This window comes from Tabrizicola soli (assembly GCF_015999335.1).
GTDB classification, from domain to species: domain Bacteria; phylum Pseudomonadota; class Alphaproteobacteria; order Rhodobacterales; family Rhodobacteraceae; genus Tabrizicola; species Tabrizicola soli.
The window spans coordinates 38,646-62,296 of record NZ_JAEACP010000019.1; the positions used below are offsets into that span (position 1 = coordinate 38,646).

The window sequence follows — 23,651 nt, forward strand, 5'->3', positions numbered from 1 at the left end:
TCCTATCTGTCGACAAGTCGGACACGGCTCGCGCTTTTATCGAGCCCATATCTTTGATGCGATCCAAGCTGCCTTGCGGCAATGCCGCGAACCCGGCGGGTTGTCCCGCCGGGCCCGAGGGGAGACCCCGTTCTCAGAACGGGATCTCGTCGTCGCGGTCGACCAACTCGGGGTTTTCGTTCTCGGCCGACTTCGGGCGGCTCAGGAAGTCGACCTTCTCGGCGATGATCTCGCAGCCGTAGCGGTCGTTCCCCATGCTGTCGATCCACTTGGTGTAGTGGATACGGCCATGGACGAGGACCTTCATGCCTTTTTCGCAATGCTCCGCGACTGTCTTGCCAAGACCGTTGAAGCAGGTGATGCGGTGCCATTCGGTGTCCATGACCCGGTAGCCGTTCTCGTCGCGCAGGACGCGACCTTCCGAGATGCGGGGGCGCGAGGTGGCGAGGCTGAAGTTGGTGATCTTGGTGCCGCCCTGGGTGGTGCGGACTTCGGGGGTCTGACCGATGTTGCCGGCGAGGATGACGATGTTCTGCATGATAAGCTCCTATGTGTCCTGTCTTCGGGACCGTCCCTTCGACAAGACCCGGAAAAAGCCCGTCGGGTGACGCGTGCACGGTGGACGGAACGGACGCCGGAAACCCCCAGAGGACCGGGGTGGAGCGGGCAGCCCCAAAGGGGCAACACGGCCTGGACTGACGCGGGGTTGCGCGCGAGAACCCGAACGGGATTAGGGGATTGTCAGTCGAAGGGATGGCCCAGAAGCCAGAGATGCGCGGGGAGCCCATGCCGGACCCTGTCACCCTGCAAATCGGGACTGCCCTGACCCCTAGTTCAGCACCTCACTGGCGACGACACCGGCGATCAACAGCCTCCGCCACCCCTGCCCCAGCCTGCCGGGAGTTGCGGCGCCCTGCTGCGACAGGCTATCGATACCGGGGCATTCAGGACACGGACCGCACCAATGGCTGATCACGATCTCGAGGCACTGTCGCTTGGCGAGCTGAAGAAAATGCAGAAGGACGTCGCCAAGGCGATCTCCACATTCGAAGATCGGCAGAAGGCGGAAGCCCGCGCCAAGGTGGAGGCTCTCGCCCGGGATCTGGGCTACTCCCTGGCCGAAATTGTCGGCATCGAAAAGAAATCATCCCGAGCGCCTGCTGTGGCGAAATACCGGCACCCAGAGAACCCCGCGCTCACCTGGTCCGGCCGGGGGCGCAAACCGCAGTGGTTCATGGCGGCACTGTCTGCAGGCAAGACGGCCAGCGAGTTGGCGATCGATTGAGGGGCGCGTCGCCGCACCCGGCCATGGGCCAGCCTTGAAGCCCAAGCCCAGCAATCCCTATTGTGAATGAAGGAGCAAGGGGTCGGGAGTGCGGGCGCTGAGCGGCAATCAGGCCGCCTCAGTGCCGATCATTGATTTGCACCATTTGGCGACTGACGGCGCATTGGTCGGCAGGGCGCACACATCCTCGCCTGCAAAGGTCAGGAAGGCCGCAAGATTTAACCCGTTTACGCCGATCAGCACCGGCAACCCGCGATGCAAAGCTTCTGCGATGACGGGTACGAGGCCCTTGCCTTCAGCTTCCCGCTTGCCAAACTTGTTTACGATCAGCAATTCCGCGCATTCAAGGCGGCGCTGGACCGCCACGACGGTCTGCTCGAGCGCGCCGGAGTCGAGGATGCAGCCGCGTGCCAGACTTCCCCGATCCTCGCTGATCCGAACAATTGGGCCATCGGGAAGCACCGCAAGGTCCATATCGCATTTCCGCCTGTCCGGTCGCTCGTGATTTGACTGCACGGTCCCGGCCAACCGAATTCCATCGCGCATCAACAAGGCCGCAACCTCGGCGATAAGCGCATCGGTCCGGCCACGGCCCTGAAGTGTCACGTAAGCAAGTCTCACAGCTGCCTCCCCTGCGCCACGGAACGTAGTGCGCCGCCGATCCTTGGATCGGCGGCGGGCTCTTGTCAGTTTCCTTACAGCACCACCTCGTGCGACTTGAACGAGATGCCAGCCGTCTGCGCCGTTGCGTTCGAGATCTTGCGGATATCGCCCCAGCAGTGCTTGTAATCCGGCAGCACCAGTTCGTTCACGCCGGGGTTCACCACGTTGCCTTGGCTGCCCGCTGGCGAGCCGAATACCATCGCTACGGTGTTCCGCTTCAGCGTCGGCATCGGATAGGCCATGCCTTGCGTTACGCCGTTGTCGTTGATGATCTCCAGCAAATCGCCCGGGTTCAGGCCCAGTTCCACCATGTCGTCGGGGTGCATCTCGACGAAGGGGTGGGGATAGCGGTCTTGCACGAAGTCGTTCTTCTGGTCGAGGAACTGGTTCTGCCAGAAGATGTTCGCCCGGACGTTGTTGATCCAGAACCGATGCGCCGCCTGTTCGCGGGCCTTGCCCGGTGCTTGCCAGCCACGCCAGCCTGCGGCACAGAATAGGGCCTTTCCATCCTCGCGCCCGTGCCGGGTGAAGCGACCGTCGGTATACAGACGCTCTGTCCCGACAAGTTGGCCGTTCTCGAAGCCCACGACCGGCTCCTGAACCCCGTTGTTGCCCATAGCGCGCAGGCGCTCATAGGTCACTTCGGGATTGCCCTTGTTGTAGCCGTCCATGAAGGCGTCTTCCTCGGTCGCCCAGTCATAGCCTTTGAACTGGTCGGCATAGGCGTACATCCCCATCTCGCGCAGGACACGCTCCATGCTCTGAGCGACTCCCGCTGCGATCAGCGCGTCGGGCTTGGAGTTGCCCCATGGGTCCATGTACTTTTCCGACAGCCGCAGACGCCGTTCGCCGTTCATCGACGTCAGGTTCATCTCGTTGGCTTCGCAGGCCGGCAAGATGACATGGGCGTTCTGGCCGATCTGGCTGTGGATGATGTCCACGTCCACCACGAACAACCCGCCCGCATTGATCGCCGAGACGATGGCATCGACCACCTGCTCGCGCGTGCCTCCCGCCGCGGCGTCGATCGCGTCCTTCACCATGTCGGACCGGCGCTTGTGCACCCGCTTGAATTCACTGGCGTTGAGCGTGGTCTTGTAGTGGTCGCAGGCCCAGATGTGGTGCACACCGCCCAGGCCCCGGATCAGGAACTGGTCGACGTATTCCGCCGGCCGGCCGACATGTGCGTCGCCGGGACGGTAATAGCCTTCCTGGTGCCCGCCCAGACGGCAGACGCCGCCGCCCTCGCGGCCGATGTTGCCGGTGGCCAGCGCGATGTTCACGATGGCACCGATCGTGCGGTAGTTGTCGTTGCCCCAGATGATACCCTTTTCATAGCAGGTCACACATTTGCGGCGGCTGCCATCGTCTTTCGGTTTGGCGATCCATTCGGCGGCCTTGGCGATGTCCGCTGCAGGCACGCCGCAGATCTCGGCCGCCTCGTCCAGCGACAGACGGCAGGCCGTCATCGCGTGCTCTAGACTGCCGAGGCTTGCTGGATGGGCTTCATCCTCGGCAACCGCGACGCCCTCGGGGAAGGTCGACGCAGCGATGAACTCGGCATCGATCCACCCCTTGTCCACGATCTCGGTCAGGATCGCGTTGCACAGCGCAAGGTCAGTGCCTTCCTTGATAGCAAGGTGCAGAACGTTCTCCGGTCCCGCATACTGCTCGGACGAGGCGATTGTGAGCGTGCGGCGCGGATCGACCACCACCATCTTTGCGCCACCCTGCAGACCCGGAACCATGTGGTTCAGATAAAGGTTGGTCTGCGTTTCCATAGAGTTCGCGCCGAGCATGAAGATCGTGTCGGTCAGCGTGTAGTCCTTGTAGGCGTAGTTCAGCTCGTCCACGCCCATGTCGCGCGACGAATGGACCTCAGAGTTATAGGCGGGTCGGTTATGGATCCGGCAGTTCTTGATCTTCATGCTTTCGAAATAGAGCTTGCCGGTGCCCCAGGTATTCTCGTAGCCGCCGGCGCTGCCACCGTGGTCGAACATCGAGACCACGAGGTCATCCTCGGACCCTTCGGTCACCACACGCGCGGTCACGCGGGCCACGAGGTCGAGCGCGTCTTCCCAAGAAGTCGGTTGCCAGACACCATTGCGCCAGACCAGCGGATCGGAAAGACGCTGCGCTTGGGTGCCGGTCACGCGGCTGGGACGATTCTCGGCCATACGGGCACCGCGGATCGAGCCGAGGCCCGAGTTCACGGAACAGTTCACATCCGGCTTTACCACCAGTTGCACGTCGCGCCCGTTCTGGCGGACGACGTTGTACATCGAAGGCGCATACCACGCTTCGGTGTCCATGACCTGCTGTTCGCTCAGATCGACGCCGAACTTGTTCTGTTCGGGTGCGGTTCCGCCCTGACGGTTCATCGGCCAAGTGTAGGCCTTGTAGCCGCAGCCGACGATGCAGTAGTGGCAGGTGACGTTGAATTCCTGCGCATCGGCAGGGATGATCGGCAGGCGGCCGACTTGACGCTTGAAAGCCATGGTTCGCCCCCCCCTTTATGCCAGCACGTTGGAGAGACGGCCGAAAATCAGCTCGTCCACCCCATCAGCGTAGATGTCGCCGTTGTCCTCGACCCGCAGCTTGAATTGCGGAAGGTTCTGAGTGGCATGGCCCCAGATCTGCTGACCGCCGGATTCGCAGTCGAACCGCGAATGGTGACCGGGACAGTTCAGCGTCTTGTCACCAGCATTGTAGCTCAGCAGCCAGCCCTTATGCGGGCACAGGACCGAATAGGCGACTATGTCACCATCGGGTCCGACGCCGCCCTCGACTGCTTGGCCAAGCTTGATCAGTATGCCAGGGCTGTCGGCATCGGGATAGCCGATGTCCATCGGCTCATTGACAGCAAGATCGGCGATATTCGCCAGACGGTTTGCGGGATAGTCGACAAGCGCCAGCGCGGTCTGCGCCTGCGCCTGTCCAGTTCCCACAACGGTGGCCGCAGCAGCGCCCGCGGTGGCGACAAGGCCTCCACGCAGGAACTGGCGGCGGCCGACATCGACCAACCGATTGCATTTCATGGTAGCTAATCCTCCCGTGGCTCCCTTTGGTCAAGGTTAGCAGGGGAAAGCTCCGGTCGGGCCGGCAGAACGCCGTCCCCATCGTTTCGCAACTTGCTCAAAAATTTACCAAATTTCTGGGTGTTCGGTTTTCCGAACATGCTGCTGATTTCTAGTCGGGCGTTTGCCCGGTCAAAGACCAAGCTTCTGCATCTTCTCCCAGAGTGTCGTCCGGGAAACGCGGAGAAGCTTTGCAGCCTCTCGGACCTGGCCACCCGTTCGCTCCAGTGCAGCCGCAATCTGTGACCGCTCGGCCGCATCCCGCACTTCGGCAAGAGATCGCGATCCGGCATCGCCAGCCCGTTCAGGAAACAGGTCCGATGTCAGCACGAGATCGCCAACCGCCGCCTCGACGGCGCGCAGCAGTCGGGCACGCAATTCGCGCCCATTCCCAGGCCAGTCATGCGCCCGGATGGCCTCTTCGGCAGATGCGGCGATCCCGGTCAGCGGACTGGCCCTGCGGGCATTCATCGATGGAAAGAGACGTCTGGCAAGCCAGACGGCATCTTCCGGTCGCTCAGACAGTGCGGGAACGACAATCTCATGCGAGGTGAGAAGCGACAGGAGATCGGACCGAAAATGATCGACCACCTTCTCGTCAAGTCTCAGCCCGGCCGTCGCGATGAGCCGAAAGTCCGCCTTTCTGAGCGCGGCAAGCAGCAAGTCCTGGCAATCTGAGGTAAGGCGACCAATGCCGACGATGATCAGGCACCCCTCACCAGCACTGGAGATGGCTCCGGCGAGTGCCGCTGTGTCGACGGTTCCGCCGAGTGCGTCGATGACCACGGCTGGGGCTGCCCGCCGGTCGGAGTGTTCGTGAATGCGCCGGGCAAGCCTGACCTTGCCAAGCCCCGGACCACCACGCAGCAGAACGGGTGTGTCGCGACCTGCTGCATCGGCCACCTGCCGGTCGATTGCGCGGGCTGCCTCGGAGATTCCGGATTCAGGGGGCATCTCCTGGTCGGCGCGTGGCTGCATGACGTGGGTCAGACGGATCAGGAGCTGAGCGATGTCAAAAGGCTTTGCAATGTAGTCCATGGCACCAGACCGGATCAGGCGCACGGCCTGATCGATCGATCCCTGCCCTGTAATGAAGAGAAATGCCGGCGGGTGACCGGTCCGCGTGAGGGTTTCGTAAAGTTCTTCGCCAGTTCCATCTGGCAGCCGAATATCGCAGATGACCGCATCGACCGGTTTTCTGGGTGTCCGGATCGCGGGCAGCGCGCGTAGCATCTGACGGTGCCATTGCACTTCGGCCCCTTCGAGCTCCAGACGTTGGACAAGCGAGGCCCCCATGATCTCGTCGTCCTCGACCAGAACGATGCGCCTGCCTTCAAGCATGGCTGGCGTCCTTCAGCGGCAGAGTGACGCGGATATATGTCTTGTCGCCCACCCGATCATGATGGACCTCGCCTTCAAGCTTGGACACCAGATCGTGCACGAGGCGCAGGCCTACCCCACCACCTGGTGGAAGCGGACCCGATGCCAGCAGCCGGCCAAGATCGGCCTGACCCAAGCCGGGGCCGGTGTCAGTGATTTCAATGAGGAGCTGTCCCTCGCCTGCCGTAACATTCAGACCGACCTGGCCGTGCTGACCGGCCGCAGCGCCCGCATTGAGGAGGAGGTTCAAGACGATTTGCCGGACAGGCGCAGCAGGAAGGCCTATCATGCCTGCCAATCCCGCTTCGACATTCCAATGTAGCCTTTGCGCACGGCTGGCGACCTCAGGCTCGAACAGCAGCTTGAGGTCTTCATAGTCTTCAGGGCGCAGCTCTTGGCCAGCGCGGTCAAGGCGGTTTTCATCGAGAATGGCCCGGGTCACATCGCGCAGATGCGAGAGGCCTCGCTGCATCAGTTCGGCCGATTGCCGCACGACCTCGGGCCGATCTGAATAGGAGAGGATGGTGTCGGCCGCGTTGAGCAGACCGCCCAGAGGATTGTTCACCTCATGAGCAAGCGACGAGGACAGCCGTCCAAGGCTGACAAACCGCTCACGCTCGGCAAGCCGACGCTCGGCCTCGGCGCGGCTTTCGACAGCCGTGGTCATGCGGTTGTAGGTGGAGATCAACCGTGACAGCCCCGGATCGCCACGCGGAATATCCGTTTCGGCAATTGGCCTTGGCGCGCCCTTGGAATCATCCATGGCCGATACCAAAGCGCCGACGGGTCGCAGGATTCTCGCGACTGCCAGCCAGCCTCCGAAGGCAAGGAGCGCTGTGGCCGCCGCATTTCCGAACAAGAGCCATATCGAGACATTCCGGCGCTCAGCCAGAAGATCGGTCACATCCAGTTCGGTCACGATCTGACCGATCTGACGGCCCTGAAAAAGAAGCGGTGCCGCGACTCGAAGCACAGGGTCACCGGTCATGCGAACGGCATCAGGTGGAACCGCGCCCGCTTCGAACCCTGCGACTTCTTCGCCCACGGGCGCGCGACGCGGATCCGTAGCGGCGAGGATGCGCCCGCGCTCGTCGGCCACGATCGACAGGAGCAATCTCTGTCCGTCATAAGCTGAGCGGGCTCGGTCCAGAATGTCATAAACCTCCCAGACGTCCTGCCGAAGCACGGATGGGCCGAGGGCCACGGACAAGCCCTCGACATGCAATCTTGCGGTCTCGGAAAGGCGGGCGTCCTGCACCCGGCCAAGCGCAGAGAGGACGCTTTGGCTCGCCAGAAATCCGAGCAGGATCATAAGGCCAGCCATCACCAGCGGCACACGCAAGGTCACGGGCAGGTTGCGAAAGCGCGGCAAGGGTCTCATCCGCCCGACAAGACCGCCATGCGGGCGGCGATCCCGTCGAAGAGGGCGTCCTCCGCCGGCTCGATTGCATCCAGGCTCAAGAGTTTGAGTGCCTCCCTCCCCTGCGCTGTGGCTGAAAGACCAAGTAGCGCTGCCTTGCAGGCCATAACAGATGGCTCATCCATGCGATCTGCCCGGGCAACCATCGGGGGGAAGCCCAACCATTCCGAGCGCACAATGACCTTTGTCCGTGCTGTCAGATCCGGTTCAGCGGAACTGAGTGCCTCCCAGACGTAGCCATCGACGCTGCCGGATCGGGTCAGGCCGCCTGCCACCGAACGGACGACGTTGCGGTGTCCATAAGTGAAGATGACGCGTGAGAAGAACTGGTCTGGGGTCTTGCCGCCCCGTGCAAGGTCCGAGGCTGTAACAAGGAAACCGGAATTACTGTCGGGGTCCGAAAAAGCGTGGGTTCCGCCGCGCAGGTCTGGCAGCGCGGTTGCGGGATCATCCTCGGCGACGATCAGATAAGACTGGTAAAGCGGTTGCCCTCGCCAGACCGGCACGCCGAGGAGCGAAAGTTCGGCCTTGTGCTGCAGATAGGGATAGCCGCATGTCCAGGCGGCGTCCACGGAACCGTCGAGAAGCGCGCCCGAGATTTCCTGATAGGTTCGGCGCTGGACGAGTTCGATGTCCTGGCCCATGCCTTCCGCCAAAGCGGCGCGCAAGGCGGAAATGACCGCCGCGTCGTTGTCGAGGAAGACTGGCGTCAGCGCAAATCTGAAAGGTGCCGGGCCCTGCGCCCAGCTTCGAGCTGCAACGAAGGGCGCGGCCACGGCCGCCAGCCCCATCAGCACAGCACGCCGCGTGCTTTTCATCCTTGTCCTCCCGGAGCGCGTCTCCCCCGCGCCACCTACGATCTCAAGGCGCCACAAACTTGCTTGTCCGATGGCGGATGAAATCGTAAATCGACGATATACGGAATCTTACCGGCTTGGGAAGCGCGCAGATGGCAACGGACGAGACGACGACGGCCGCCTTGGCAAAGGCCCTCTCACATCCGGCCCGGATCCGGATCCTTCGATTGCTTCAGGCCACTCCAGGCTGCATCGGAGGGGACATCGTCGGCGCCGTTGGTCTGGCGCAGTCAACGGTGTCTGAACACCTCCGTATCCTCAAGTCCGCTGGCGTGATCACGGGCGAGATCGACGGACCCCGGGTTTGCTATGCGCTGAACCCGGCGTCATTGGCCCCGCTCGCCGACTTGATCATGGGTCTCACCCCTCCGCCCGAAGGGGCATGCTGCATTCCCGTAAGGAAAGAACCTGCATGAGCCTGTTCGAACGCTGGCTGACTATCTGGGTCGCCCTTTGCATCCTTGCGGGGCTCGTGCTTGGGAACCTATTGCCCGCCCTGTTCGCCGCACTGGCAGGGCTGGAATATGCCTCGGTCAACCTGGTCGTGGCAGTGCTGATCTGGGCGATGGTCTATCCGATGATGATCGCCATCGACTTCGGCTCGCTCAAGGATGTCGGGCGGCGGCCAAAGGGGCTGATCATCACGCTGGTCATCAACTGGCTGATCAAGCCGTTCACCATGGCGGCGCTTGGGGTTCTGTTCTTCAACCACGTCTTTGCCGGGCTGATCGATCCGGCCAAGGCGCCGGAATACATTGCGGGACTGATCCTGCTGGGCGCCGCGCCCTGCACGGCGATGGTCTTCGTCTGGTCGCAGCTGACGAAGGGCGATCCGAACTACACGCTGGTGCAGGTATCCGTGAACGACCTGATCATGGTCGTGGCCTTTGCGCCGATCGTGGCGTTCCTGCTGGGCGTGACCGACATCACCGTGCCGTGGGAAACGCTGATCCTGTCGGTCATCCTCTACATCGTGATCCCGCTGATCGCCGGTGCGCTGACGCGGCGGGCCCTGATGGCGCGAGGGAGCGAAGCGGCGGTCTCGGAGTTCACCGCGCGTATCAAACCCGGGTCCGTCCTCGGCCTGCTCATGACAGTGGTGCTGCTCTTCGGCTTCCAGGGGCAGGTGATCATCGCCCAGCCGCTGCTGATCGCGCTGATTGCCGTGCCGATCATCATCCAGTCCTACGGCATCTTCGCGCTCGGCTATGCCTGGGCCTTTGCGTGGAAACTACCCCACAAGGTCGCTGCCCCCTGCGCCCTGATCGGTACATCGAACTTCTTCGAACTGGCTGTGGCTGTGGCCATCGGCCTCTTTGGCCTCAACTCCGGTGCCGCGCTCGCCACGGTCGTGGGCGTGCTGGTCGAGGTGCCGGTGATGCTGACGCTGGTCGCCTTTGCCAACCGTACGCGCGACAGGTTTCCGGCATGAGTGATACGCCCAACATAGACGAAGCCCTGTTTCCAGGTATCGACGGCGACCGTCTGTTTGCGCCTCCGCAGTCCACCCATCCACCGCGTATCCTGATCCTTTATGGCTCACTCCGGGCCCGCAGCTTTTCTCGGCTGGCAGCCGAAGAGGCCGCCCGTATCTTGACCCGGCTCGGGGCCGAGGTCCGGCTTTTCAACCCCTCTGGTCTGCCGCAGGTCGATGACGGCGTGGATGCGACACATCCCAAGGTGCGCGAGTTGCGAGACCTCACCGCCTGGTGCGAGGGGATGGTCTGGTCCAGCCCCGAACGCCACGGGGCGATGACCGGCTTGATGAAAACGCAGATCGACTGGATCCCGCTTTCCGAAGGGGCGGTTCGGCCAACCCAAGGGAAGACGCTGGCTGTCATGCAGGTGTCGGGCGGATCGCAAAGCTTTAATGCAGTCAACCAGATGCGTGTCCTCGGCCGCTGGATGCGGATGCTGACGATCCCCAACCAGTCCTCGATCCCGAAAGCGTTTCAGGAGTTCGACGAGGCCGGGCGCATGCGGCCCTCGCCGCTCTACGACCGGATCGTGGATGTGATGGAGGAGCTGATGAAGTTCACCCTGCTGACGCGCGACCGGGCCGATTATCTCGTGGACCGCTATTCCGAACGCAAAGAAAGCGCCGAGGCCCTGATGAAGCGCGTGAACCTGTCAGCCGCGACCTGAGGCACGGCGCAGCGTGCCTTCCAGCGGCACGGCCCCCGACAGCGTGTTCGAGATCGTGCCGTATTTCAGGACGTTGCGGTGCAGGAGATCAAGGCGCTGCTCGGTCTCGGCACTGTCCACGACGATCTCGTAGCGGATCAGGGTCAGCTTCGGTGGCGCATCCTGGCGCACGGCTTCCAGCCGCACCTCAGCCCCGTCGATCTGGAAGTGCAGCATCGGCGTCACCCGCTCGATCCCTTTCAGCATGCAGGCCGCCAGGGCCGACAGGAGCAGTTCCACGGGGTTCATCGCATCGCGCCGCCCCGCCAGATCGGTGTCGAGCGTGACTTGCGCCTCCTTCGCCACGGCGAGGCTGCCATGCGCATCGATGCGCCGGGCGTGGACGCGATACTCCATCAGAGGAGCCGCCCGATTTCTTCGGCGCTCAGCACCTTGCCGGTCGAGACGACTTTCTCGTCCACCACCAGTCCCGGCGTCGACATCACCCCATAGGCAGCGATTTCGGCGAAGTCGGTGACCTTGACGATCTCGGCCTCCTTACCGGCAGCCGCAGCCGCCACTTTGGCGTTTTCGCCCAAGGCGATGCATTTCTTGCAGCCCGAGCCGAGGATCTTGATGATCATAATGCGGTCCTTTCTCAGATGAACCAGTTGGAAATCGCGTTGAAGATCAGCCCGATGGACAGGATGCCAAGGGACACGACACCGGTGAAGGTGACCAGGAGCGGCATCTTCACCACACGCTTGAGCATGATGAGTGAGGGCAGAGACAGCGCCGTCACCGCCATCATGAAAGCCAGCACCGTGCCAAGTCCTACGCCCTTGCCGACCAGCGCCTCGGCGATCGGCAAGGTGCCGAAGATGTCGGCATACATGGGAATGCCCACCAGCACCGCCACAGGGACCGACCACCATTTATCCTGTCCGAGCAACGCCGAAATGACGTCGGCAGGCACCCAGTTGTGGATCGCGGCCCCGATGCCGACGCCGATCAGCACGTAGGGCCAGACGCGATGGACGATCTCCACCACCTGATCGCGCGCATATACCAGCCGATCCCCTCGGGTCATGGTCGCGGCTTCGCCCGAGACGGGGACAGTGCGGACGAACTCTGCGACCTGACCCTCCATCCTCAAACGGCCGATGATGGTCCCGCCCACGATGGCCACCACCAGCCCGACCGCCACATAGGCAAGAGCAATCGGCCAGCTGAAGATTGAGGCCAGCAGGATCACCGAGGCCAGATCCACCAGCGGTGAAGAGATCAGGAACGAGAATGTCACCGCCAGCGGCAGGCCAGCGGCGGTGAAGCCGATGAAGAGCGGGATCGACGAGCAGGAACAGAATGGCGTCAGCGTGCCCAGAAGGGCCGCGAGCGTATTGGCGCCCAGACCGGATCGTCCGCCCAGCATGGCGCGGGTGCGTTCCGGTGGGAAATGGCTTTGGACATAGGAGATGGCGAAGATCAGCACCGAGAGCAGGATGAAGATCTTGATCACGTCATAGACGAAGAACTGCACTGACCCGCCAATCCGCGACGCAGGGTCCAGCCCGATGGCCGCCACGCCCGCGCCCACCAGATCGTTGAGCCAGGTCATCCGCAGCAGTTGGTCGTTCAGCCAGCCGAACACGCTCATGCCGCCCGCTCCGTAACCATGATCGGCCGCTCGAGGGCAGCGTCAACAAGGCGGGCGAGTGACAGCGGCAGGTCCGGGTTGATCCGGTAGCGCACCCATTGCGCGTCGCGCCGGTCCAGCACCAACCCCGCCTGCTTCAGCACCAGCATGTGCCGCGACATCCGACTTTGGGTTGCACCCAGCTTCCGCATCAGCTCGCAGACGCAATGCTCCGACCCGTCCGCCAGAAGGCGCATGGCTTCAAGACGGGTCGGTTCGGCAAGGGCGGACAGAACGGCTAGCATCATTTGCTGTGCTCCACTTCATGCGCATCTGCGCATAGGCGGGCGTGATATGCCGTGATCTGGATCAAGCAAATCAGGTGCATGCACGTCCGCTGTCATGAAACCTTCATTGGACGGCTCCATTTATTTCCTCTAATCGGGAATTATGGAACAGAATCGCGCCATTCATGCCTTCGCCACGCTCGGCCATCCCGGCCGGATGGCGGTTTTCCGCCTGCTGATGCGTTTTGCACCGCAGGGCGTTCGCCCGACCGAGATCGCCGAGGCCTTGGGTCTGAAACAGAACACACTGTCGCATCACCTCGCGGACCTTGCGGCGTCTGGTCTTGTTCAGGTCACACGGGTCGGCCGGTCTCTTTACTACGCCGTCGATCTCGACACGACCGAGGGGTTGATCGGCTATCTCGCCCTCGATGTGGGCCGGGCCCGACCCGACCTCCTTGCCCCCTTGCTCTCCGCCCCAAAGGACACCGCTCATATGGACCGGACTATCCCCGACACCGACTTCGACGTGCTCTTCATCTGCTCGGGCAATTCGGCCCGCTCGATCTTTGCCGAGGCGCTCCTTCGCGATCTGGGCAAGGGCAAGTTCCAGGCGTTCTCCGCAGGCACGCGTCCCAACACCGAGCTGAACCCCTTCGCGCTGGAAATCCTGAAGCGCAACGGCCACGACATCACTGGCTTGCGGTCCAAGCACCTTTCGGAGTTCCAGCAGCCCGGGTCCATCGTCATGGATTTCGTCTTCACTGTCTGCGATACGGCGGCCGCCGAGGAATGCCCGCCCTGGCCGGGCCAGCCGATCACTGGTCATTGGGGTCTGCCTGATCCGGTCAAGGCGACCGGGACCGATGCCGAGAAGGCGTTGGTCTTTGCCCAGACCTATGCCGCGCTGCGCCGCCGGATCATGACGTTCGTTGAGCTGCCATTCGAATCCCTTAGCCGGATGTCGCTCCAGTCGCGCGTCGATGCCATCGGCTCTGACGCCCAAGCAAAGGCCTAATCCCCATGACCCGCATCGCCTTGAACGGCCTTGGCCGTATCGGAAAACTTGTCCTCCGCGATCTGATCGACACCGGTGCCGTGGGCGAGATCGTCCTCTTGAACGATCCCGTCGGCGATGCCGAACAGCACGCGCTGTTGATGGAGTTCGACTCCGTTCACGGACGTTGGCGCACGCCGGTCGCTGCGGGCGATGGCGCACTGGTCCTGAATGGCCAGACCATCCGACTGACGCATGAAAGGACGATCGAAGCGCTGCCTCTGGCTGAGCTGGGCGTCGATCTGGTGATCGACTGCACGGGTGTCTTCAAGACCGCCGCAAAGGTTGCGCCCTACTACGCCGCGGGGGTGAAGAAGGTTGTGGTTTCGGCCCCGGTCAAGGATGGCGGTGCGCTGAACCTGGTCTATGGCGTCAACCATCACCTCTACGATGGCTCACAGGCGCTGGTGACGGCGGCCTCCTGCACCACCAATTGCCTCGCCCCGGTGGTGAAGGTGATCCACGAGGCGCTCGGCATCCGGCACGGGTCGATCACCACGATCCATGATGTGACCAACACCCAGACCATCGTGGACCGTCCGGCGAAGGACATGCGCCGCGCTCGGTCTGCCTTGATGAACCTGATCCCGACAACGACCGGATCCGCCACGGCGATCACGCTGATCTATCCCGAACTCAAGGGCCGCCTGAACGGCCACGCGGTGCGTGTGCCGCTCTTGAACGCCTCGCTGACCGACTGCGTGTTCGAGGTCGAGCGGGCGACCACGGTCGATGAGGTGAACGCGCTCTTTGCCGCCGCTGCAGAGGGACCGCTTAAAGGAATCCTCGGCTTCGAGACCCGGCCCCTCGTCTCCTGCGACTTCACCAACGATCCGCGCTCGTCCATCGTTGATGGGCCGTCGACCATGGTCATCAACGGCACACAAGTGAAGATCTACGCCTGGTATGACAATGAATGGGGCTATGCCTGCCGGCTGGCAGATATTGCGCGGATGGTTGCGGGTTCGCTGTGACTGATACCGCAAGTCCTGCCGCCCCGCCGCCAAACCCGCTCCGAGCCTATGCCGCCGTGACGGCGGCTTACTGGGCCTTCATGCTGTCGGACGGCGCGCTCAGGATGCTGGTGCTGTTGCACTTCAACAGCCTCGGTTTCACGCCGATCCAGCTTGCGTGGCTATTCCTGCTGTATGAGGTCGCAGGCATCGTCACCAACTTGGCCGCCGGATGGCTGGCCGCCCGTTTCGGGTTGGCTGCGACGCTCTATGGCGGTCTCGCGCTCCAGATCGGCGCGCTGGTGGCGCTGGCGCAGCTTGATCCGTCCTGGGGTGTCGCCGCCTCGGTCGCCTTCGTCATGGCTGTGCAGGGGGTCTCGGGCGTGGCCAAGGACCTGGCCAAAATGTCCTCAAAGTCCGCCGTCAAGCTGCTGGCCCCCAAGGAGGATGGCGGCCTCTTCCGCTGGGTCGCCCTGCTCACTGGATCGAAGAACGCGGTGAAGGGCTTGGGCTTCTTCCTTGGCGCGGCCCTTCTGGCCCTGGCGGGGTTTCAGGCGGCAGTCTGGGGCATGGCGGCGGTGCTGGCGGTGATCCTGATTGCCGTTGTGCTATTCCTGCCCGCAGGCCTGCCCGGGCGGATGAAATCGGAAGAGGCCTGGGGCGGCTGGCGGTCGAAGGATCCGCGTGTGAACAAGCTGAGCCTTGCCCGCATGTTCCTGTTCGGCGCGCGGGACGTATGGTTTGTCGTGGGCATCCCGGTCTATTTCCAGGCGGTCCTGTCCGACGGCACACCCGAAGGCCGGCGCGAGGCTTTCTTCCTGATCGGCAGTTTCCTCGCGCTCTGGATCATCGCCTATGGCGCGGTGCAGGCCTTTGCCCCCCGGCTTCTGGGTGCCAAGGGCAAGCCCGAGGCAGAGACCACCCGCAAGGCGATCCTCTGGGCCGGGCTTCTGGTGCCGATCCCGTTCCTGCTGGCCGGAGCGGCCTGGGCAGCGGGCGACCCTGCGGAATGGTTGACGGCGACGCTCGTCGCCGGCCTGCTGGTCTTCGGCTTTGTCTTTGCCGTCAATTCTTCGGTCCATTCCTACCTGATCCTCGCCTTCGGATCGGCCGAACGGATCACACGGGATGTGGGCTTCTACTACATGGCGAATGCGGCGGGTCGGCTGATCGGCACGCTTTTGTCCGGCCTGAGCTATCAGTTCGGCGGGTTGCCACTGTGCCTTGCCACGGCGGGCCTGATGGCCTTGGCCAGCTGGCTGGCCGCTAGGCGGCTCAGCTCCGTCTGAGGATGAGCAGCGCAATCGTTGCCAGCACACCAATACCTGCAGTCAACCAGATGGCGTGAAGGCCCCATACTGTCAGGGCAGCGCCAAAGATCAGCGGGGCGGCCGCCTGCAAGATGCGGGCAGGCGCGTTGAGCCAGCCGATCCGACGCCCGTATCCCGCTGGTCCAAACAGGGCCAGCGGCAGGGTCCCCTTGGCGATGGTCAGGATGCCGTTCCCCGCCCCGTGCAGTAGCGTGAAGGCATAGGCCGCAGGGGCGCCAAAGCCCACAAGAGCCACCGCCGCCACCGGATGCGCCGCCGCGGCCAGCCGGGCGGATGCAAGGGGATGGAACCGGCGCAACAGCCCGAATTCCAGCACCCGGGCCGCGACCTGTGCCGGGCCGATCAGCGCACCTGCCGCGATGGCCACGGCCGTGCTGGCCCCTGCAGCTTGCAGCAGCCCCGGAAGATGCGCGGCCATGGCGGTCGAGTTGAACCAGGTCGCGGCGAAGACGAAGGCTAGCAGCCAGAGCGCAAGTCGGGATGGCGGCGGCCCCTCTTCGACGGGCGCCGCTTCTGCGGTGACCGTTCTGGTGCCCTTGGGCAGCCACGCGTTCAGCGGCAAGGCCACGGCCAAGTGGATTAGCGCCCAGCCGATGCAGGCTTCCCTCCAACCCCACGTTGCCAGCATCAGCCCCGAAAGCGGCCAGCCCACCGTGCTCGCGAACCCGGCGATCAGGGTGATGCCGGTGATCGGGCCGCGCGCATCCTTGCCATAGATCCCGGCCAGCGTGGCAAACCCCGCCTCGTAAAGCCCGATCCCCATGCCCAGCCCGATGACAGCCCAGCCCGCGAAAAGGATGAGGGGCGACGGCGCCACGGCGAGCAAGCCGAGGCCTGCCGCAAAGACGATGTTCGACAGCATCAGCACACCGCGCCCGCCAAAGCCGTCGATCCGCGCCCCGGCCCACGGCCCGACCAAGGCCGAAACCACCATCGCCATGGAGAACGCGCCAAACACCCAGACTGGCGACAGGCCGAGGTCCTCGGCCATAGGTACGGCAAGAACGGCGGGGATGTAGTAGCTGGAGGCCCAGCTGACGGTGAGGGAAGAGCCGAGGGCAGCGACAATCAGTCCTCGCCGCGCCGGAGACAATCTTGGGATCATGATGGGGCTTCGATCTGGAAGGGAGCGGCGAGACAACGCGCCCCGCCGCTGGTGTTCATGCCACCTGCGTCCAGAGCTGGAACAGCAGCCCCGAAGCGAAAGCGCCGATCAGGGACAGGCCGATATAGACCGCAAAGACCTGTGGCCGCGCCAGCGCCCAGACCGCCATGGCCGCGGGGATCGAGGTGACGCCACCCGCGACGAGGAACGCCATGCCTGCCCCGGGCGCCATACCCTGCTCGATCAGCCCACCGACCAGCGGCAGCGCGGCATAGCCGTTGAGATAGGCGGGCACGCCTACCAGCGTTGCGGTCACAATGGGCATGAGCCCCTCGCCCCCGAGCACGGCGGTTACGGTTTCCGCCGGGATCCACGCCAGCATCAGACTTTCAAGGATGAAGGCCAACGTCAGCCACTTGGCGAGGAACAGCGTCGTGGTCAGCGCCGTCTTGCCGAATTTCGCCCGGCGGTCCAAATCGGCCCAGAACCGCCAGACCACTGGCTTCGGCGCGCGGATCTTCGCGCCGCCGCAGCCGCCGTTGCCGATGCCATCGCGCAGCGGATCGGCAAAGGCGCCGCTCTTCATCATCAGGTGCACCACGGTGCCGCCGAACACGCCCAGCCCGAGGGCGGCGAGGGTCTTGGCCACCGCGAATTCGAGGTCCAGCACGCCCGCCGTCAGCACGAACATCGACGGGTCCATGATTGGCGAGGCCAGCCAAAAGGCCATAACTGCTGACAGCGGTACGCCCATAGCCAGCAGCGCCGCGATCAACGGGATCACTCCGCAGGAGCAAAAGGGCGAGATGCCTCCCGCCAGCGCGCCAAGCCCGATCATCAGGATCGGCGCGCCGGTGAAGGCCTTGGCGATCAGGTTGTCGGCCCCCGTCGCATTGGCCCAGGCTGCAATAGCGATCGACAGGATCAGAAACGGCGCCGTGTTCAGGAGTGCCGTCCCCGCGAACAGAGCGCTGTCCGTGGCTAGGGGCGTGTCGAAGACCGCCAGCGCGCCAAGGATCAAAGCCGAGGCGAGCCAGACCCGCTGGTCCTGCCATAGATGGCGCAGCGTGGACCGGAGGCCAGGTCTCGGGAAGATTGTGTCAGTCATCACCAAATCTCCGGATTTACAGTTGTTTTGGGCAAGAAAAAAGATGCGCAAGGCTCACGCCGCATCCTCCGATGAGCGGACCGCAACGCCAGCGCAGCATTCGGACGTCAGGAAGCCGACAAGGCGATGCATCACGGGGAAATCAACTCGGTTAAACACCTCGCGGCCCTGCTTGTCCTGTAGCACCAACCCCGCATCGACCAGCGTCGAGAGGTGATGCGCCAGGGTCGACGGGGCAAGCCCCAGGTGCTCACCAATATCGCTCACGCGCAGCCCGTCATCCCCAGCCTTCACCAGCAGGCGAAAGATCGCGAGGCGGGCATCATGGCCAAGAGCGGCAAGGGCGCGTGCGTTGGGGCTGATAGTGGTCATTGCGCCATAATAACTACTATTCTAGTTTTGTCAATGTTTCGGCATGAAGGTTGGCTGCCGTTCGCGACGGGCAATAAGACCGTTCCACATTTGCCGCAATCAGAGGCGCACCTGCGCCCTGCCCGGGCCCTTGAAAAGTGAGGCCGAAGCCTCACCCGAAGGGATCGTATTCCGAGACGATAACGACCTCGTCTCCGTCGATTTCATCGGCGGGGACGGCGCCGAAGGTTCCATCCCCAGCCTGGAAGACGACGATCGAAACCATGAGCGTGGCGGCGAGGGAGGCGGCGAAGGCGTGTGCATCTTTGCGGGACATCTGTTTGGCTCCTGTCTTGGAGGCGGGGGACCATCCCCCGCGCGACAGGACCCCGCAGGCCCGAAGACTGGCTGACATCACCGGGTGCGTTCGGCTCGCCCGAATCCACCCGGCGGCACGGGCTTGCCCGTAGTCCGACCCCTTGCGGGTTGATCTCGAAGACGGGATTCGGGGCAAGAAAAGGAATGGCGAGCGGGGGATGGTGCCCCAACGTCAGGAGCCGATTGTCCCGCTGATGCTTGGAACGCCGCCAGCCTCTCGGGCAGGTTCTTGGTTGATGGTCACCACTATGGGGGATGGAACCTTCGACGCCCCGCGACATCGCGGGACGATAGTGTGATCGGTGAGAGGCCCGGCCCTTCGGCAGGCCCCTCACGCATTCTCCGGGCTCAGGCGGCTAGATCCGCGCCCCCTGCCCTATCGCCGTCTTCGGCGCCGACGATCTCAAACCGCGCGTTGCGATAGCCCTCCCGCGCGATCCAGAGCTCGGCTGCGGTGACGGACTCCGCCAGATGCAGCAGTTCCGTATTGCCCCCGAAGTCCAGTAGCACGCGGACCTGCCCCGGCTTCGGCTCCTCGGCGACCTCGAATACCAGACGACTGTCCACCGAATGACTGCGCATGATGGTGACAAGGATGACCCCGTCCGAGGAGAAGTTCCCTTCATGCAGCGTGAAGGAAGCCGGTGCCGTCCAGGTCGGATAGACTCGGGGCGGCTCTTTCTTCACAAGGCGGCCAACGCCGTTCGAGCGCTCCCAGGTCGCGAGCTTCTTGGTGAAGCGTGCTGACGGCCTGGGACTGCCGTCGGTGTAGCGGATCAGCGCCCCGAGAGGGGCTGAGTCGATGATGTTCCTTGCAGACATGATTCCTCATCCCGAATGCGAGAGTTCGCATTCATCATATTGATATTGCTGTATTTTGTGAGAAATAGGGGCGAGTTTCCTCGCCCCCGGATGGCTCAGATCATTCCGCCGCCATCATCGATGCATCGCCGTCGGGCAGATCAGCCGTCAGGAAAGCCGGGAGATCGATGTCGTCGGGCTCGCCCGCATGTTCCCCCTGCCCTTCTCCGACCGCCTCGCCGTCGAACGTGACCAGATCAGCCCGGCGCAGGACCTCGGGTAACCAGCCGCTGCCCTTGAGAAGCCGCTCGGCCTCGGTGGCCATCTCGCCCTTCTTCAGGTGATCGAGCAGCTGCGCAGTCCCCTCCCCCTTCGCCTCGCGCACGGCCTCGAGGATACGGGCCTTGGGCACACGGTTGAGGTAGCCATCGACCGTCGGCTCCCAGCCCGCCTCGACCATGTCGAGATCGACCGCGCGGGCCACCAGATTGGCATGGGCCATGCGGCGGGTCAGTCCGCTGGCGGAGATGCCCACACCATAGGGGTTCACCTTCTCATGGAGCGCGTTGATCCCGAAGCTGAGGCAATGGGCCAGAAGGGCCAGACGGCTACCTTGGTCGAGGACGGTCAGATAGTCCCAGAGCGCAGCATCATCGCCGAGGGGCAGATCAGCCTCCCAGGCGGCGTGACGCTCGTCCACCAGCTTGGCCACCACGCTGTCCTTGAGATCGGGTGCCTGCGCCGACATGTAGATGTGGCGCACCGAGGCTTCGAGGCAGCTGCCCGAGGCAGAGGAGGTGCGGAAGGTATCCGTCACCAGCTTCAGGAGGAGAAGCGTCAGCGCCACGTCCGGCGAACGCCCGATTGCCTCGCGCAGCGCCAGGGTCCGGTGGGCCGTCAGTTCCATGACCAGCCGCTCGGGCAGCGGCTTCAGCGCGCCGTCATCGTCCTCCTCGGTCGGATCAGCACCGATCGGCTGACCACCCGAAGTGATGACGGTGCCCCCGACGGAGGTCGCCGACGGTTTCCAGCTGGAAACACCGACATCACCCCCCTGCCCCATGACATCCGCGCCATCGCCATCGTGGACCGCGGTCTCCTCGCGCGGCTCGTCCTCGGGCCGGACATAGCCACGATAGACCGCAAGGCTGCCGTCGCGATCCAGCGTTACGAATACGCCCGCGCGGGCGATTTCGGCCAGATCGTAGATCAGCGGCCGCTGATCGAGCGCTTCCATTGCCATCTCGAGCTGACCGAGCCGGGCATCGATCTCCTCGGGGTATTCGTCTTGGCCAGAGTATTCCTCCTCGAGCGCGCGATACTCGGCGAGGAGCACAGCGTGGTTCGCGCTTTCCTCGTCGGTCATCGACGCAGGATCACCAGCCAAACGCCGCAGACCGTGGCTGTAGCCATAGGGCAGGTCGGTCGCCACCTCGATCCACTTCCATCCCTCGGAAGCCAGAGCCTCGGCTTCCGCCTGAAGCTTCTCGGTGACCAGCTGGTCGAGCAGGGCAGGGTCCTCGAGCCAGCCGCCGTCATCACCCTGGAAGAGGTCGCGAAGGACGACACCGCCGGCCGTCTCATATGCATCGACACCTACAAAGACCGCGCGACGATCCGATGCCCGGACCGAGGTCTCCGTCAGCATACGGCGGATGGCGTAGGGCTCCTTGTTCCATGAGTTCTTCACCGCGTCCCAGACCTGCTCCTGACGCGCATGATCGGGGTTCACGGTGAAGGCCATCAGCTGTTCCAGCGTCATGCCATCCTCGGCATAGACCTCGAGCAGGGCAGGGGTCACGGAAGCGAGTTTCAGGCGCTGCTTCACGATCTGCGGCGTGACAAAGAAGGCCGCCGCGATCGCTTCCTCGCCCTGACCCTTCTCGCGCAGAGCCACGAAGGCGCGGAACTGATCCAGCGGATGCAGGGCAACGCGCTGCATGTTTTCCGCGAGCGAGTCGTCCTCGGCGAGGATCTCCGACGCGGCATCCCGTACGATGCAGGGGATCGGCGCGGTCTTGGCCAACCGCTTTTGCTTCACCAGCAGCGACAGCGCCTGGAAGCGGCGACCACCGGCCGGGATCTCGAACATGCCGGTCTCGACACCTTCGGCATCGAGCATGGGCCGGACGTTCAAGCCCTGCAGCAGGCCGCGGCGGGCAATGTCTTCGGCCAGTTCCTCGACGGAGACGCCCGCCTTGATGCGCCGCACGTTGGACTGGCTCAGCACGAGCTTGTCGAAGGGAATGTCCCGTGAGGGGGACAGGGTGACTTTCTGGGCTGCTTTCGCCATCAGATCTTCTCCGCGACGGGCGCCGGAAGCCACTCTCCCGATCTCACTTCCCGTCACCCCTCAAACCCCCAACCTTTCCCTCTCTTCAGCTACCGACGCATCGCCGCGTGACTTAACAGCTGTAAAGTCGCGCCGAACTTGATGATCACCCCAAGAGACTTAACAGCTGTTATGCAGCATTTTGCCGGGACATCAGCGCCATGATCATCGGCCCGCAAGAGAACTCGCCCGCTGCCGCCTTCGATGTCAGCGCACGGAGGTAGCCACCGGGCGATCGGATATCGGCAAAGCGTTCCAACATGGCGACGACAACGATCGATGCCTGCTCGGGGCCCATGAACCGTTGCGCTTCTTCCCAAGCGGACGCGCTGATCCCCATGGCCGGCCGTACATGGCAAGCCGCGTCGAAAAGCTGATGCCAGTGGCGGATGTCGCCTTGGTAGAAGGTTTTGAGCGACGGGCAGCCCGCGATCACCAGATGAAGCGGGATCTTTGGAACGCGTCTTGTGTCCGCTTCTTCCACGTCAGCAACAAGCGCATCCGTTTCAGCCTCTGGCGCGCCGGCCGCCGCCCCGCCTTTTTCTAAGGCAGGTTCAAGATCTATAGATTCTTTATTTGAATTATGATGGTGGCGCTCAAAACTGGCATCATTGGTGTTCATTTCTTCTGTTTCAGGTCCATCAATGACGTTGCGTGCATGATCAAGCAGGGCTTCGAGGTCGGTCCGACATGCGGAGAGCTCCTCAAGCGTGAGCTTGCGGCGCAGGGCACGCGCAGTAAGGACAGCCTTGTCACGAAGCTGATCCCAGAGGCCAAGGCCTGGCTGGATCTCCTCTCCAAACTCCGCGAGGGCAGCGAGATCGCGCCGCATCAGGCTCACGACCTCCCGCAGTCGCCGCACACGGTCCTCGGCCTCACGCACGGCCTCTGCGGCCCGTGCAATCTCCTCGGTCCGACAGTAGAGCGGCGACAGGTCGAGCCCAAAAGCCACGCTCTCTTCGCCGTGCTTGCGGACATATCGCTTCCCGTTCGGGCTATCGCGCCGCATGAGCAAGCCTGCCTCGACAAGGCGCGCCAAGTGTCGGCGCATGGTGGAGCAGGGCATGCCATTCAGCCGCTCGCAGATCGCCTTGTTGGACGGGAAGACGACCATTTCAGCGTTCCCGCCAAGCGCATCGTCCGGGAAGAAGCTGAGGAGACCCTGCATGACCGTCAGATCACGTTCTGTGACCCCAAAGGCAGCTTGCGCCTTGGACAGTTCGCGCAGGAGTTCCCACTTGTTGATGGGCTTACCCGGAACAGATATCTCAGGCCGCTCGACCACGCGCAGATGGGCGTGCGAGATCGGCCGCATAAACGGCGAAATCGGTGTGTAGTCCATGATGTCATTCACGAAGGCAAAATTTCTCTGGCCCGCGAATCGCTTTGCGCTTGCGGGAAAGGGGCCAGATCGCTACATTCAGAGGTGCGAAAACTGAGTTTTGTAGCGGGCTGGTCCCGTGCGAAACCTAAGAAAGGTCTCGTGAAGCTTGCTTCTCGGGGCCT

Annotated in this window: 25 protein-coding genes; 7 read left to right on the top strand and 18 right to left on the bottom strand. The window is 63.4% G+C overall.

The genetic code is table 11. The annotated features are described in order from the left end of the window. Window positions 1–133: 133 nt before the first annotated feature. Window positions 134–538, bottom strand: coding sequence for a single-stranded DNA-binding protein (locus I7S92_RS17130; protein ID WP_197646602.1), 405 nt, complete (start codon window positions 536–538; stop codon window positions 134–136). A gap of 426 nt (window positions 539–964) precedes the next feature. Between I7S92_RS17130 and I7S92_RS17135 the strand changes: the two genes are divergently transcribed. After that, window positions 965–1,285: an H-NS histone family protein gene (locus I7S92_RS17135; protein WP_197646604.1), complete on the top strand. Its 321-nt coding sequence runs from the start codon at window positions 965–967 to the stop codon at window positions 1,283–1,285. A gap of 108 nt (window positions 1,286–1,393) precedes the next feature. On the opposite strand, the gene I7S92_RS17140 is transcribed toward I7S92_RS17135, so the two are convergent. From I7S92_RS17140 to I7S92_RS17165, 6 genes are all read right to left on the bottom strand, one after another. After that, window positions 1,394–1,906 carry a DUF2478 domain-containing protein gene (locus I7S92_RS17140; protein ID WP_197646606.1) on the bottom strand — a complete coding sequence of 171 codons (513 nt, stop codon included), beginning with the start codon at window positions 1,904–1,906 and terminating at the stop codon, window positions 1,394–1,396. A 74-nt stretch (window positions 1,907–1,980) separates the two neighbouring features. Continuing rightward, window positions 1,981–4,446, bottom strand: a complete 2,466-nt coding sequence (locus I7S92_RS17145; RefSeq protein WP_197646608.1) for an arsenate reductase (azurin) large subunit — start codon at window positions 4,444–4,446, stop codon at window positions 1,981–1,983. Window positions 4,447–4,461: 15 nt separating this feature from the next. After that, complete coding sequence (locus I7S92_RS17150; RefSeq protein WP_197646610.1) at window positions 4,462–4,986, bottom strand: arsenate reductase (azurin) small subunit; 525 nt, start codon at window positions 4,984–4,986, stop codon at window positions 4,462–4,464. A gap of 171 nt (window positions 4,987–5,157) precedes the next feature. Continuing rightward, entirely contained in the window at window positions 5,158–6,366 is a 1,209-nt protein-coding gene (locus tag I7S92_RS17155; RefSeq protein WP_197646612.1) for a sigma-54-dependent transcriptional regulator, read from the bottom strand. Beyond that, window positions 6,359–7,777: a sensor histidine kinase gene (locus I7S92_RS17160; protein WP_242070256.1), complete on the bottom strand. Its 1,419-nt coding sequence runs from the start codon at window positions 7,775–7,777 to the stop codon at window positions 6,359–6,361. Before I7S92_RS17160 ends, I7S92_RS17155 begins: the two co-directional genes overlap by 8 nt. Window positions 7,778–7,782: 5 nt before the next feature. After that, window positions 7,783–8,643: a substrate-binding domain-containing protein gene (locus tag I7S92_RS17165; RefSeq protein ID WP_242070257.1), complete on the bottom strand. Its 861-nt coding sequence runs from the start codon at window positions 8,641–8,643 to the stop codon at window positions 7,783–7,785. Between the two features lie 131 nt (window positions 8,644–8,774). Here I7S92_RS17165 and I7S92_RS17170 point away from each other — a divergent pair, with 131 nt between their 5' ends. The 3 genes from I7S92_RS17170 to arsH are packed head-to-tail and all read left to right on the top strand — an operon-like array spanning window position 8,775 to window position 10,827. Next, window positions 8,775–9,098: an ArsR/SmtB family transcription factor gene (locus I7S92_RS17170; protein WP_088234160.1), complete on the top strand. Its 324-nt coding sequence runs from the start codon at window positions 8,775–8,777 to the stop codon at window positions 9,096–9,098. After that, window positions 9,095–10,114 carry an ACR3 family arsenite efflux transporter gene (arsB, locus tag I7S92_RS17175; protein ID WP_197646615.1) on the top strand — a complete coding sequence of 340 codons (1,020 nt, stop codon included), beginning with the start codon at window positions 9,095–9,097 and terminating at the stop codon, window positions 10,112–10,114. Before I7S92_RS17170 ends, arsB begins: the two co-directional genes overlap by 4 nt. Beyond that, window positions 10,111–10,827 (top strand): arsenical resistance protein ArsH, encoded by a 717-nt coding sequence (arsH, locus tag I7S92_RS17180; protein WP_197646617.1) that lies wholly within the window; start codon window positions 10,111–10,113, stop codon window positions 10,825–10,827. The genes arsB and arsH overlap by 4 nt, the downstream gene beginning before the upstream one ends. Here the strand turns inward: arsH and I7S92_RS17185 are convergent. From I7S92_RS17185 to I7S92_RS17200, 4 genes are read right to left on the bottom strand one after another with little or no spacing between them, the layout of a single operon-like run. Further along, on the bottom strand, window positions 10,813–11,223 hold the full coding sequence (locus tag I7S92_RS17185) for an OsmC family protein (protein ID WP_197646620.1): 411 nt from the start codon (window positions 11,221–11,223) through the stop codon (window positions 10,813–10,815). The two genes, arsH and I7S92_RS17185, sit on opposite strands and share 15 nt — an antisense overlap. Then, entirely contained in the window at window positions 11,223–11,450 is a 228-nt protein-coding gene (locus tag I7S92_RS17190; protein WP_197646622.1) for a thioredoxin family protein, read from the bottom strand. The genes I7S92_RS17185 and I7S92_RS17190 overlap by 1 nt, the downstream gene beginning before the upstream one ends. 14 nt (window positions 11,451–11,464) lie before the next feature. Next, the gene (locus I7S92_RS17195) at window positions 11,465–12,463 is read right to left on the bottom strand and encodes a permease (RefSeq protein ID WP_197646624.1); all 999 of its coding nucleotides are present in this window, start codon (window positions 12,461–12,463) and stop codon (window positions 11,465–11,467) included. After that, the gene (locus tag I7S92_RS17200) at window positions 12,460–12,750 is read right to left on the bottom strand and encodes an ArsR/SmtB family transcription factor (protein ID WP_197646626.1); all 291 of its coding nucleotides are present in this window, start codon (window positions 12,748–12,750) and stop codon (window positions 12,460–12,462) included. The genes I7S92_RS17195 and I7S92_RS17200 overlap by 4 nt, the downstream gene beginning before the upstream one ends. A gap of 142 nt (window positions 12,751–12,892) precedes the next feature. On the opposite strand from I7S92_RS17200, the gene I7S92_RS17205 reads away from it, so the two are divergent. From I7S92_RS17205 to arsJ, 3 genes are read left to right on the top strand one after another with little or no spacing between them, the layout of a single operon-like run. Next, complete coding sequence (locus tag I7S92_RS17205; protein WP_197646628.1) at window positions 12,893–13,747, top strand: metalloregulator ArsR/SmtB family transcription factor; 855 nt, start codon at window positions 12,893–12,895, stop codon at window positions 13,745–13,747. Between the two features lie 5 nt (window positions 13,748–13,752). Continuing rightward, a complete protein-coding gene (locus tag I7S92_RS17210; RefSeq protein WP_197646636.1) occupies window positions 13,753–14,760 on the top strand; it encodes an ArsJ-associated glyceraldehyde-3-phosphate dehydrogenase in 1,008 nt (335 codons plus the stop codon). Next, complete coding sequence (gene arsJ, locus I7S92_RS17215) at window positions 14,757–16,028, top strand: organoarsenical effux MFS transporter ArsJ (RefSeq protein ID WP_354001345.1); 1,272 nt, start codon at window positions 14,757–14,759, stop codon at window positions 16,026–16,028. Before I7S92_RS17210 ends, arsJ begins: the two co-directional genes overlap by 4 nt. Here arsJ and I7S92_RS17220 read toward each other — a convergent pair. The 7 genes from I7S92_RS17220 to repC all read right to left on the bottom strand — a co-directional run bounded on the left by I7S92_RS17220 (window position 16,015) and on the right by repC (window position 23,487). Continuing rightward, entirely contained in the window at window positions 16,015–17,175 is a 1,161-nt protein-coding gene (locus I7S92_RS17220; RefSeq protein WP_197646638.1) for an MFS transporter, read from the bottom strand. The genes arsJ and I7S92_RS17220 overlap by 14 nt on opposite strands. A 55-nt stretch (window positions 17,176–17,230) precedes the next feature. Further along, the gene (locus I7S92_RS17225; RefSeq protein ID WP_197646639.1) at window positions 17,231–18,283 is read right to left on the bottom strand and encodes a permease; all 1,053 of its coding nucleotides are present in this window, start codon (window positions 18,281–18,283) and stop codon (window positions 17,231–17,233) included. Window positions 18,284–18,337: 54 nt separating this feature from the next. Further along, window positions 18,338–18,655, bottom strand: a complete 318-nt coding sequence (locus tag I7S92_RS17230) for an ArsR/SmtB family transcription factor (RefSeq protein WP_197646640.1) — start codon at window positions 18,653–18,655, stop codon at window positions 18,338–18,340. Window positions 18,656–18,806: 151 nt separating this feature from the next. Next, the gene (locus I7S92_RS17235; protein WP_007803240.1) at window positions 18,807–18,971 is read right to left on the bottom strand and encodes a hypothetical protein; all 165 of its coding nucleotides are present in this window, start codon (window positions 18,969–18,971) and stop codon (window positions 18,807–18,809) included. A gap of 389 nt (window positions 18,972–19,360) precedes the next feature. Then, the gene (locus I7S92_RS17240; protein ID WP_197646641.1) at window positions 19,361–19,834 is read right to left on the bottom strand and encodes a UCP036055 family protein; all 474 of its coding nucleotides are present in this window, start codon (window positions 19,832–19,834) and stop codon (window positions 19,361–19,363) included. 100 nt (window positions 19,835–19,934) lie between these two features. After that, complete coding sequence (locus tag I7S92_RS17245; RefSeq protein ID WP_197646707.1) at window positions 19,935–22,106, bottom strand: ParB/RepB/Spo0J family partition protein; 2,172 nt, start codon at window positions 22,104–22,106, stop codon at window positions 19,935–19,937. A gap of 169 nt (window positions 22,107–22,275) precedes the next feature. After that, a complete protein-coding gene (gene repC, locus I7S92_RS17250) occupies window positions 22,276–23,487 on the bottom strand; it encodes a plasmid replication protein RepC (protein WP_197646642.1) in 1,212 nt (403 codons plus the stop codon). Window positions 23,488–23,651 lie beyond the last annotated feature (164 nt).

Coding starts and splice junctions, on each gene's coding strand:
- I7S92_RS17130 (WP_197646602.1), bottom strand. CDS start 538: ATGCAGAACATCGTCATCCTCGCCGGCAACATCGGTCAGACCCCCGAA.
- I7S92_RS17135 (WP_197646604.1), top strand. CDS start 965: ATGGCTGATCACGATCTCGAGGCACTGTCGCTTGGCGAGCTGAAGAAA.
- I7S92_RS17145 (WP_197646608.1), bottom strand. CDS start 4,446: ATGGCTTTCAAGCGTCAAGTCGGCCGCCTGCCGATCATCCCTGCCGAT.
- I7S92_RS17150 (WP_197646610.1), bottom strand. CDS start 4,986: ATGAAATGCAATCGGTTGGTCGATGTCGGCCGCCGCCAGTTCCTGCGT.
- I7S92_RS17155 (WP_197646612.1), bottom strand. CDS start 6,366: ATGCTTGAAGGCAGGCGCATCGTTCTGGTCGAGGACGACGAGATCATG.
- I7S92_RS17165 (WP_242070257.1), bottom strand. CDS start 8,643: ATGAAAAGCACGCGGCGTGCTGTGCTGATGGGGCTGGCGGCCGTGGCC.
- I7S92_RS17170 (WP_088234160.1), top strand. CDS start 8,775: ATGGCAACGGACGAGACGACGACGGCCGCCTTGGCAAAGGCCCTCTCA.
- arsB (WP_197646615.1), top strand. CDS start 9,095: ATGAGCCTGTTCGAACGCTGGCTGACTATCTGGGTCGCCCTTTGCATC.
- arsH (WP_197646617.1), top strand. CDS start 10,111: ATGAGTGATACGCCCAACATAGACGAAGCCCTGTTTCCAGGTATCGAC.
- I7S92_RS17185 (WP_197646620.1), bottom strand. CDS start 11,223: ATGGAGTATCGCGTCCACGCCCGGCGCATCGATGCGCATGGCAGCCTC.
- I7S92_RS17190 (WP_197646622.1), bottom strand. CDS start 11,450: ATGATCATCAAGATCCTCGGCTCGGGCTGCAAGAAATGCATCGCCTTG.
- I7S92_RS17195 (WP_197646624.1), bottom strand. CDS start 12,463: ATGAGCGTGTTCGGCTGGCTGAACGACCAACTGCTGCGGATGACCTGG.
- I7S92_RS17200 (WP_197646626.1), bottom strand. CDS start 12,750: ATGATGCTAGCCGTTCTGTCCGCCCTTGCCGAACCGACCCGTCTTGAA.
- I7S92_RS17205 (WP_197646628.1), top strand. CDS start 12,893: ATGGAACAGAATCGCGCCATTCATGCCTTCGCCACGCTCGGCCATCCC.
- I7S92_RS17210 (WP_197646636.1), top strand. CDS start 13,753: ATGACCCGCATCGCCTTGAACGGCCTTGGCCGTATCGGAAAACTTGTC.
- I7S92_RS17220 (WP_197646638.1), bottom strand. CDS start 17,175: ATGATCCCAAGATTGTCTCCGGCGCGGCGAGGACTGATTGTCGCTGCC.
- I7S92_RS17225 (WP_197646639.1), bottom strand. CDS start 18,283: ATGACTGACACAATCTTCCCGAGACCTGGCCTCCGGTCCACGCTGCGC.
- I7S92_RS17230 (WP_197646640.1), bottom strand. CDS start 18,655: ATGACCACTATCAGCCCCAACGCACGCGCCCTTGCCGCTCTTGGCCAT.
- I7S92_RS17235 (WP_007803240.1), bottom strand. CDS start 18,971: ATGTCCCGCAAAGATGCACACGCCTTCGCCGCCTCCCTCGCCGCCACG.
- I7S92_RS17240 (WP_197646641.1), bottom strand. CDS start 19,834: ATGTCTGCAAGGAACATCATCGACTCAGCCCCTCTCGGGGCGCTGATC.
- I7S92_RS17245 (WP_197646707.1), bottom strand. CDS start 22,106: ATGGCGAAAGCAGCCCAGAAAGTCACCCTGTCCCCCTCACGGGACATT.
- repC (WP_197646642.1), bottom strand. CDS start 23,487: ATGGACTACACACCGATTTCGCCGTTTATGCGGCCGATCTCGCACGCC.